The organism is Streptomyces chlorus (assembly GCF_042655885.1).
GTDB classification, from domain to species: domain Bacteria; phylum Actinomycetota; class Actinomycetes; order Streptomycetales; family Streptomycetaceae; genus Streptomyces; species Streptomyces chlorus.
On sequence record NZ_JBHSOA010000120.1, the window covers coordinates 38,420 to 45,178 of the forward strand.

The window sequence follows — 6,759 nt, forward strand, 5'->3', positions numbered from 1 at the left end:
CGAACCCGCCGAGTGCCGGGTCTCAGGACGCGGGCGGAGTGAGCACCACGAAGTCCGCGTTCCACGGGTCGAGGCAGATGGCGAGCCGGCCGACTCCTTCCGCGTCCTCGGGCCCCATCTGCACGCTGCCCCCGTTGCCGGTGGCCGCGGCGACCGCGGCGTCACAGTCGGCGACGGCGAAGACCGGGTGCCAGTACGGGTGTCCGCCGGCCGACGCGAGGTCCTCCTTGCCGAGCTCCATGAGGCCGCCGTGCATCCGCTCCTCGGGAAGGCCGGCGGGAGTGATGAGGTGGTACGTGCCCCCGCCGCCCGGCATTTCCATGTCGCCGAACTGCCAGCCGAAGACCCCGCCGTAGAACTCCTTCGCGGCCGTCGCGTCGCTTGTGTACAGCTCGGTCCAGCACAGGGAGCCCGGCTGGTCCACCAGCTCGACACCCTTGCTGGTTCCCGGCTGCCACACGGCGAACTGGCCTCCCAGCGGATCGCTGTACTGCGCCATGCGGCCCCACTCGTCGAGGTCCGTCGGCGCCACCCGCACCGTGCCGCCCCCGCTCTCCACGGCCCGGGTCGCGGCGTCCTCGTCGTCGACGCGGTAGTAGATCATCCAGGCGGACCGCGCGCCCTCCTCGGTGAGTGTGCCGAGCCCGGCGACGACCTTGCCGTCCTTCCGGAACATCCCGCCCTCCACGTCGCCCTCGGCTCCCATGGACTCGAAGTCCCAGCCGAGCACCGCGCCGTAGAAGGCCGCCGCAGCGCGGACGTCAGGAGTGCCGAGGTCGAGCCAACAGGGGGAGCCGGGGGCGAAGTCAGTGGTGATCACTACGAGTCCCTTTCGCTGTTCTGCGTCGTTCCGCGTCGTCTCAGCCTGACACCCGGCACTGACAATCGCCCCTCGGCCGCCCGGCGCCGCTCCGCCGCCGCGATGCCGGGACCGCGGATGGCCGGCTCATGGCCGACCGGGCTCGTGCCGGATCGCCCGGGCGATGACCTCACCGATGAGGACGGCGGTGGCGGCGGGGCCCCGGTGCGGCGCGTCCGGAAGGATCGAGGTGTCGGCAACCCGCAGTCCCCTTACGCCGTGGACGCGTCCGAACTGGTCGACGGCGGCGCTTCGGGGGTCGTCGGCCGGACCCATCGGCACCGTTCCGCAGGTGTGCTGGGCGGTGCCGAGGTGCTCGCGGATCCACTGATCCAGGGTGTCGTCATGGTCCAGGACCCCGGGGCCCGGACCGAGCGGGCCGTGGGCGATGCGGGCGAAGGGCGGGGTTTCGAGGAGCGCCGCGGCGACGCGGACACCGTCCCGGAGGCGACCGCGGTCCTCACGGCTGCCGAGGTAGCCGTAGTCGACGGCCAAGGGGGCGGCGGGGTCGGCCGAGCGAAGACGCAGCCGGCCGGTGCGGCGGGGAGCCACGGCGGACACGAGGAACGGCAGAGGGCCGCCGGCACCGTCCGCGCCACCGGTCACCAGGTGGGACAGGGGGACCAGGGACTGGAGGATCTCCAGATCACCCGGGCCGCCTTCGCTGTCGGCCCCCACGAGCGTGCCGCCCGTGGAGGTGAGGTGCAGACAGCCACCGAGCCACGAACCGGACGGCTCGTCCCAAACGTCGCGGGGGGCCCACTCCAGGACCACCTGGGGGTGGTCGCTGAAGCCGGAACCCACGGCCGGGGCGTCCCGGACCACGGGGATGCCGGCGCGTTCGAGGTCGTCGCGCGGTCCGATGCCGGAGAGCTGCAGCAGATGCGGGGTGACCAGGGCGCCGGCGCTGAGCACCACGGTGCCGGCGTCGAGGACGAAGCGATGGCCGGCGTGCTCGACGACGACGCCGGTGGCGCGGCCCTTCTCGATCACGACCCGGCGGGCCGCATGGCCGCCGAGAGCGGTGAGGTTGGGGCGGTCGAGCACCTCGGGCGGCAGATAGCTGAGCCCGGCGTTGCGGCGGACCCCGTCGACCACATTGGAGGGCACCGGCCCGAAGCCGGGTGGTGCCTGGCCGTTCTTGTCGGGGTCGTCCGGAAATCCGAGGGCGTGGGCCGCGTCGCGGAACGCCGCCGCGGCCGGATGGTCCGGGAGGTTTCGCCGGACACGCATCGGGCCCCGGTCGCCGTGCAGCAGGCCGGCACCGTGGTCGAGGTCGTTCTCCAGCGCGCGCAGGAACGGCAGCACTCTCTCGTAGGACCAGGCGGGATTGCCCGCGGCGGCCCAGCGGTCGAAGTCCTCGCGCCGGGCACGGACGAAGTAGCCGCCGTTGACGGTGGACGAGCCGCCGAGGACGCGTCCGCGGGGCACCAGCCACGGCCGCGTCGGCGTGAGGCGCACGGGGTGTGCGCTCGTGGCGGGGTGGTTCGGCTGTGCGCCCGGAACCAGGAGCCCGTCCAGCAGCGCCGGGCCGAAACCGGCCGGACCGCGCGGCAGGGGGCCGGCGTCCACCACGAGTACGTCACGGCCGGGGTCCTCGGACAGCCGGGCCGCGAGAACGGACCCCGCCGTTCCGGCGCCCACTACGACGATGTCGTAGCGACGCCGTACCGGGAAAGTGCTGAGACGAGCGGGGGCGGGGTACGAAACCGCTCCATGGGCACCGGGCCTCATGTCCCTCTGCCCTCCTCCCTGTTCCCTGCAGGGCGATTGCAAAGTCTGATGGCCTTGGGTCGGTACTGGTCAGCTGAGTCCGAGGAGGGTCAGTGGCCGCTCGAAGGGGCGGAGGGACATCTCGCGGAGTCCCGCGGCGATGTTGGTGTGGCCGACAGCACGGAGCTGGTTGATCGCGAAGCTGCGGAGGGTCGCCATGTTCTCCGGTCCGTGTCCGGTGCGGACCTTGGAGGCGTCCTCGCGGAAGGCGGTGTCCCGCACGAAGTGGAGCCGGTTTTCAATCACCCACTGCGATCTCACGATCTTCGCGATCCGCTCGGGGGAGGCCTGCCTGCTGGTCAGGTTGGTGATGACGTAGACGGTCTCGCGGGTGCGCTTGCCGGTCTTGGCCGAGGTGCGGTGCCGCACGATCTTCGCGACCTGGGCGGCGTGCGGGAAGTCGACGCCGAGGTCGGCGACCGTCAGGGCCTGCACCACGCGCGTCTCCAGGCGTCCGTGTCCGGTGGACCGGTCGTAGAACTTCGCTGTCGCCTCACCCCAGGGCAGGGTCCGAAGCTGTTCGTACAGGCCCTTCTGGTTCTTCTTCACGGTGAACGCGTAGTGCGCCTTCTTGGTCTCCACGAGGAAGCGGGCGTGGTCACGCTGGGTGTGCAGAGCGTCGGCGGTCACCGTCACCCCGGTCAGGTCGTAGGGCTCCAGCAGGGCGGCGAAGCAGGTGATTTCGTTGGTCTTGTCCGGCACCCGCAGCTGGGTGACGGTCTGGCCGCTGCCGGTCATGGCGGCCAGCAGGTGCGCGGCCGGGGTATCGCCGTATCTGGAGCCGCGGGCGCTCTTGCCGTCTACGGCCAGTGTGTCGGTCCCGGCTGGATTGCAGCCCAGCAGATCGGCGAGCCCGCCTGGACAGGTGCGCTGAACGACCCGGCGGATCGGCGCGCTGCTGGGCGCGACGCGCAGGGCGAACGCCGTGGCGGTGCTGGCCCCGAGTCGGGCAAGGGTGCTCTGCGGCGCCTCCGTGGCCCACTGCCCTATGGCCGCGAAGGACTTCGCCCCGGCGACCACCGCCGAGCAGGCCACCAGCATGACGGCCACGAAGGGGTGACGTTTCCCGCGCCGGCACCGCGGATCGGCCAGCGTCCGCAGCCGATCGGCCAACGGGCCGATCGCACGATGCTGACGGGTGGGCGACTTGATCAGACAGACGGTGGCAGACTGGCGGCACATCGAAGCTCCGTTGGACGAAGGCGACTTGGGAAGGTCACCTGCACAACGGGGCTTCGTTGCGTACGTCGCGCGCCCACCGAACATCGTCACACCGCCGTGACCAGCACGCCTACAAGATCACCCCGACTTTGAAATCGCCCTGGCCCCTTCGGCGACGGCGAGCGCGAGTTGCTGGGCCGCGTTCAGCTCCTCTTCTGTCAGGTCGTTGAAGATCACCTTCGTCAGCATCCGGCCGACGTAGGGGCCGGCGTACTCGTTCAGGATCTCGGCGGAGCCGCGGTCGACGAACGCGTCGATCAGGTCCCTCGCGGTCTGATGCATCGCCTCCTCGTACGGCGCGAGCGCCTTGCGGGAGAAGAGCGGGTTGAGCAACTGCCGGGCCGCGGACTGGATGGGCGGGTCGTCGTCGATGGGGCAGAGCGAGGGCACGCCGGTCGGTACCAGCGGTGACTCGGTCGAGGAGAACGTCTCCCAGTCCTCCATGACCCGTCGGACGTCTTCATAGCGGCTGACGATGTAGAAGCCGCCGTTTCCATCGGTGTGGGCCACCGGGCACTTGCCCCGGGCGTAGTCGAACAGCTCCCACTTCACCCGCTGGTCCTCCCAGCTGAAGAGGTCGAAGTGGCTGAGTCGTTCGGCGAGGTGCTGCTGGTCGGCGAGATCCTGCTGGTTGTCGCCTTGGTGCGTCGTCGTCACGGAGCCTCCTGGGCAGCGAGATCAGGTCAGAACTGGTTGACGATCACGCCGCGGATGTTCTTGCCTGCGAGCATGTCGGCGTAGCCCTCGTTGATCTGGTCGAGGGAGTAGGTGCGGGTGACCAGCTCGTCGAGCTGGAGCTTTCCGGTCCGGTACATGTCGGCGAGGCGGGGGATGTCGGCGCGCGGGTTGCAGCCGCCGTACACGGTGCCGAGCAGGGACTTCTCGAACAGCGCGAACATCTGCAGGCCCAGGGTCGCCTGGTCGTCGACGTTGCGGGCCATGCCGGTGAGGACCGCGCGGCCGCCCTTGGACACGAGGTCGAGGAACGGCTGGATCATCCGCCCCTCGACCACGCCGATCGTGCACACCGCGACATCGGCCATGACGCCCCGGGTGACGTCCTGCACGAGGCCCATCGCCTCCTCCATGGAGGCCGCGGTGTGCGTCGCACCGAGAATCTTCGCCTGGTCGGTCTTGAAAGCCACCGGGTCGACGGCCACGATGTTCTGTGCGCCGGACATCCGGGCGCCCTGGATCGCGTTCGCGCCGATGCCGCCGATGCCCACCACCACGACGGTCTCGCCGGGCCGGACCTTGCCGATGTTGACCGCGGACCCCCAGCCGGTCGGCACACCGCAGCCGAGCAGACAGGCGACCTCGAAGGGGATGTCCGGGTCGATCTTCACGATCGACGTCTCGTGCACGACGGTGCGTTCGCTGAACGTGCCCACGAGGGAGAGCGTGCCGACGTCCTTGCCCCGGGCGTGCGCGCGGTACCCGCCGCTGATCATCGAGCCTTCCATTAGGAACTGCCCGTAGTCGCACAGGTTCGACCGTCCGCTCGCGCACCACCGGCACCTTCCGCAGGCCGGCAGGAAGGAGAAGACGACGTGGTCGCCCACGGCCAGGTGCTCGATGCCGGGGCCGACCTGCTCGATCACGCCCGCACCCTCGTGCCCACCGATGGTGGGGAGCGCGGCGTATCCGTCGCCGGCCCGGACATGATCGTCGGAGTGACACATGCCGGCGGCCTCGATCCGTACGAGGACCTCGTTCTGCTGGGGCGGGTCGAGCTCGATCTCCTCGACGCTCCACGCCCGGCCGGTCTCCCAGCTTGAGATTTAACCAATCCAAGATCGACTTGGGGTTGGTTCGCCGGTTCCCCGGACAGCAGGGCGGCCTTCGCGCGATCGTGTCTTCTCGCCAGAGTCAACATCGATCACCCGAAGGCCGTTGAAGTGAGTGTGCTGCACGAGGACGCCGACGTCGAGTCGTTGTCGCAGTTGTCCCTTTTCCGTGACCGGTTCTACGACTGCCTGGACAGGCGGGCGGACGCGTTGTTCGAGCTGGCCGACGCGGTGATGTGTGCCGACCGGCCGGTCACCTCGCTGGTGGAGTTATCGCTGGAGCCGGTGTTCCGCCGTGGCCATGGCGCGCTTTACGACGCGCTGGCCGACGGTCGTATCGATGAGGACCGACTGCGAGATCTCCTGGTCGACCAGTTGCCCACTGACGCTCCACTGATGTTCGGCGTCGATGCGACCACCTTTCCCCGCCCGAACGCCGAGTGTTCCCCGGACCGGGGGCTGCACTATGCGCCGTGCCGCTGCGACGGCGACCGCAAGGTGGTGCCGGGCTGGGAGTTCCAGTGGGTGACGGGCCTGGAGTGGGGCAGTTCCTCCTGGACCCTCCCGGTCGATGCCCGCCGTCTGCCCGAAGGCTCCTGCCCGGTGGCCTCGACCGCGGCCCAGAGACGCGACATCGTCGACCGGCTCGGCCGCCGGGGCCAGGGGGCCGAGCGGCCGGCGCCGCTGTTCATCCTGGATCAGGGCTATGCCGCAACCGCACTGGCCCACGCTTTGGACGGGGTTCCGGTCCAGACGCTGGTGCGCATCGCCGGTGACCGGGTCTTCTACGACGGCCGCCTCGGCCCCCGCAAGCCCGGTCCCGGCCGCAACGGAGTGCACGGTCGGCGCTTCGAACTGGCCGCGCCGGTGAACCTGCGCCGCCCCGACCAGTTGCTGATCGTCCCGGAGACCAGTCGATACGGGCGGGTCGAGGTGCGGGCCTGGCACCGCATGCACCAGAAGGTGCATCGCACCGGTTACTTCGCGACGCTGGGCGAGAAGCTGTTCTCCCGCTTGCCGATCCTCGAGGGCACCGTCATCGAGGTCCGCGTCGAATGAAGCTCCCCCTTTGACCTGGACGGCCTGATACTGGGACGGAAGGTCCCGGAGGAAGCAGTC

The 6,759-nt window shown here is 70.2% G+C and carries 6 protein-coding genes; 1 reads left to right on the forward strand and 5 read right to left on the reverse strand.

Going from position 1 to position 6,759, the window contains the following annotated elements; translation table 11 throughout:
• Positions 1–22: 22 nt before the first annotated feature.
• From ACFPZI_RS33545 to ACFPZI_RS33565, 5 genes are all read right to left on the reverse strand, one after another.
• Positions 23–820 (reverse strand): VOC family protein, encoded by a 798-nt coding sequence (locus ACFPZI_RS33545; protein WP_381370949.1) that lies wholly within the window; start codon positions 818–820, stop codon positions 23–25.
• 126 nt (positions 821–946) lie between these two features.
• On the reverse strand, positions 947–2,593 hold the full coding sequence (mftG, locus tag ACFPZI_RS33550) for a mycofactocin dehydrogenase MftG (protein WP_381370950.1): 1,647 nt from the start codon (positions 2,591–2,593) through the stop codon (positions 947–949).
• A 69-nt stretch (positions 2,594–2,662) separates the two neighbouring features.
• A complete protein-coding gene (locus ACFPZI_RS33555; protein ID WP_381370951.1) occupies positions 2,663–3,814 on the reverse strand; it encodes an ISAs1 family transposase in 1,152 nt (383 codons plus the stop codon).
• Positions 3,815–3,931: 117 nt separating this feature from the next.
• The gene (locus tag ACFPZI_RS33560) at positions 3,932–4,510 is read right to left on the reverse strand and encodes a cytochrome P450 family protein (RefSeq protein WP_381370952.1); all 579 of its coding nucleotides are present in this window, start codon (positions 4,508–4,510) and stop codon (positions 3,932–3,934) included.
• 26 nt (positions 4,511–4,536) lie between these two features.
• Positions 4,537–5,634, reverse strand: a complete 1,098-nt coding sequence (locus tag ACFPZI_RS33565) for an NDMA-dependent alcohol dehydrogenase (RefSeq protein ID WP_381370954.1) — start codon at positions 5,632–5,634, stop codon at positions 4,537–4,539.
• 117 nt (positions 5,635–5,751) lie between these two features.
• Here ACFPZI_RS33565 and ACFPZI_RS33570 point away from each other — a divergent pair, with 117 nt between their 5' ends.
• Positions 5,752–6,699, forward strand: coding sequence for a transposase (locus ACFPZI_RS33570; RefSeq protein WP_381370953.1), 948 nt, complete (start codon positions 5,752–5,754; stop codon positions 6,697–6,699).
• The last annotated feature ends 60 nt before the right edge of the window (positions 6,700–6,759 follow it).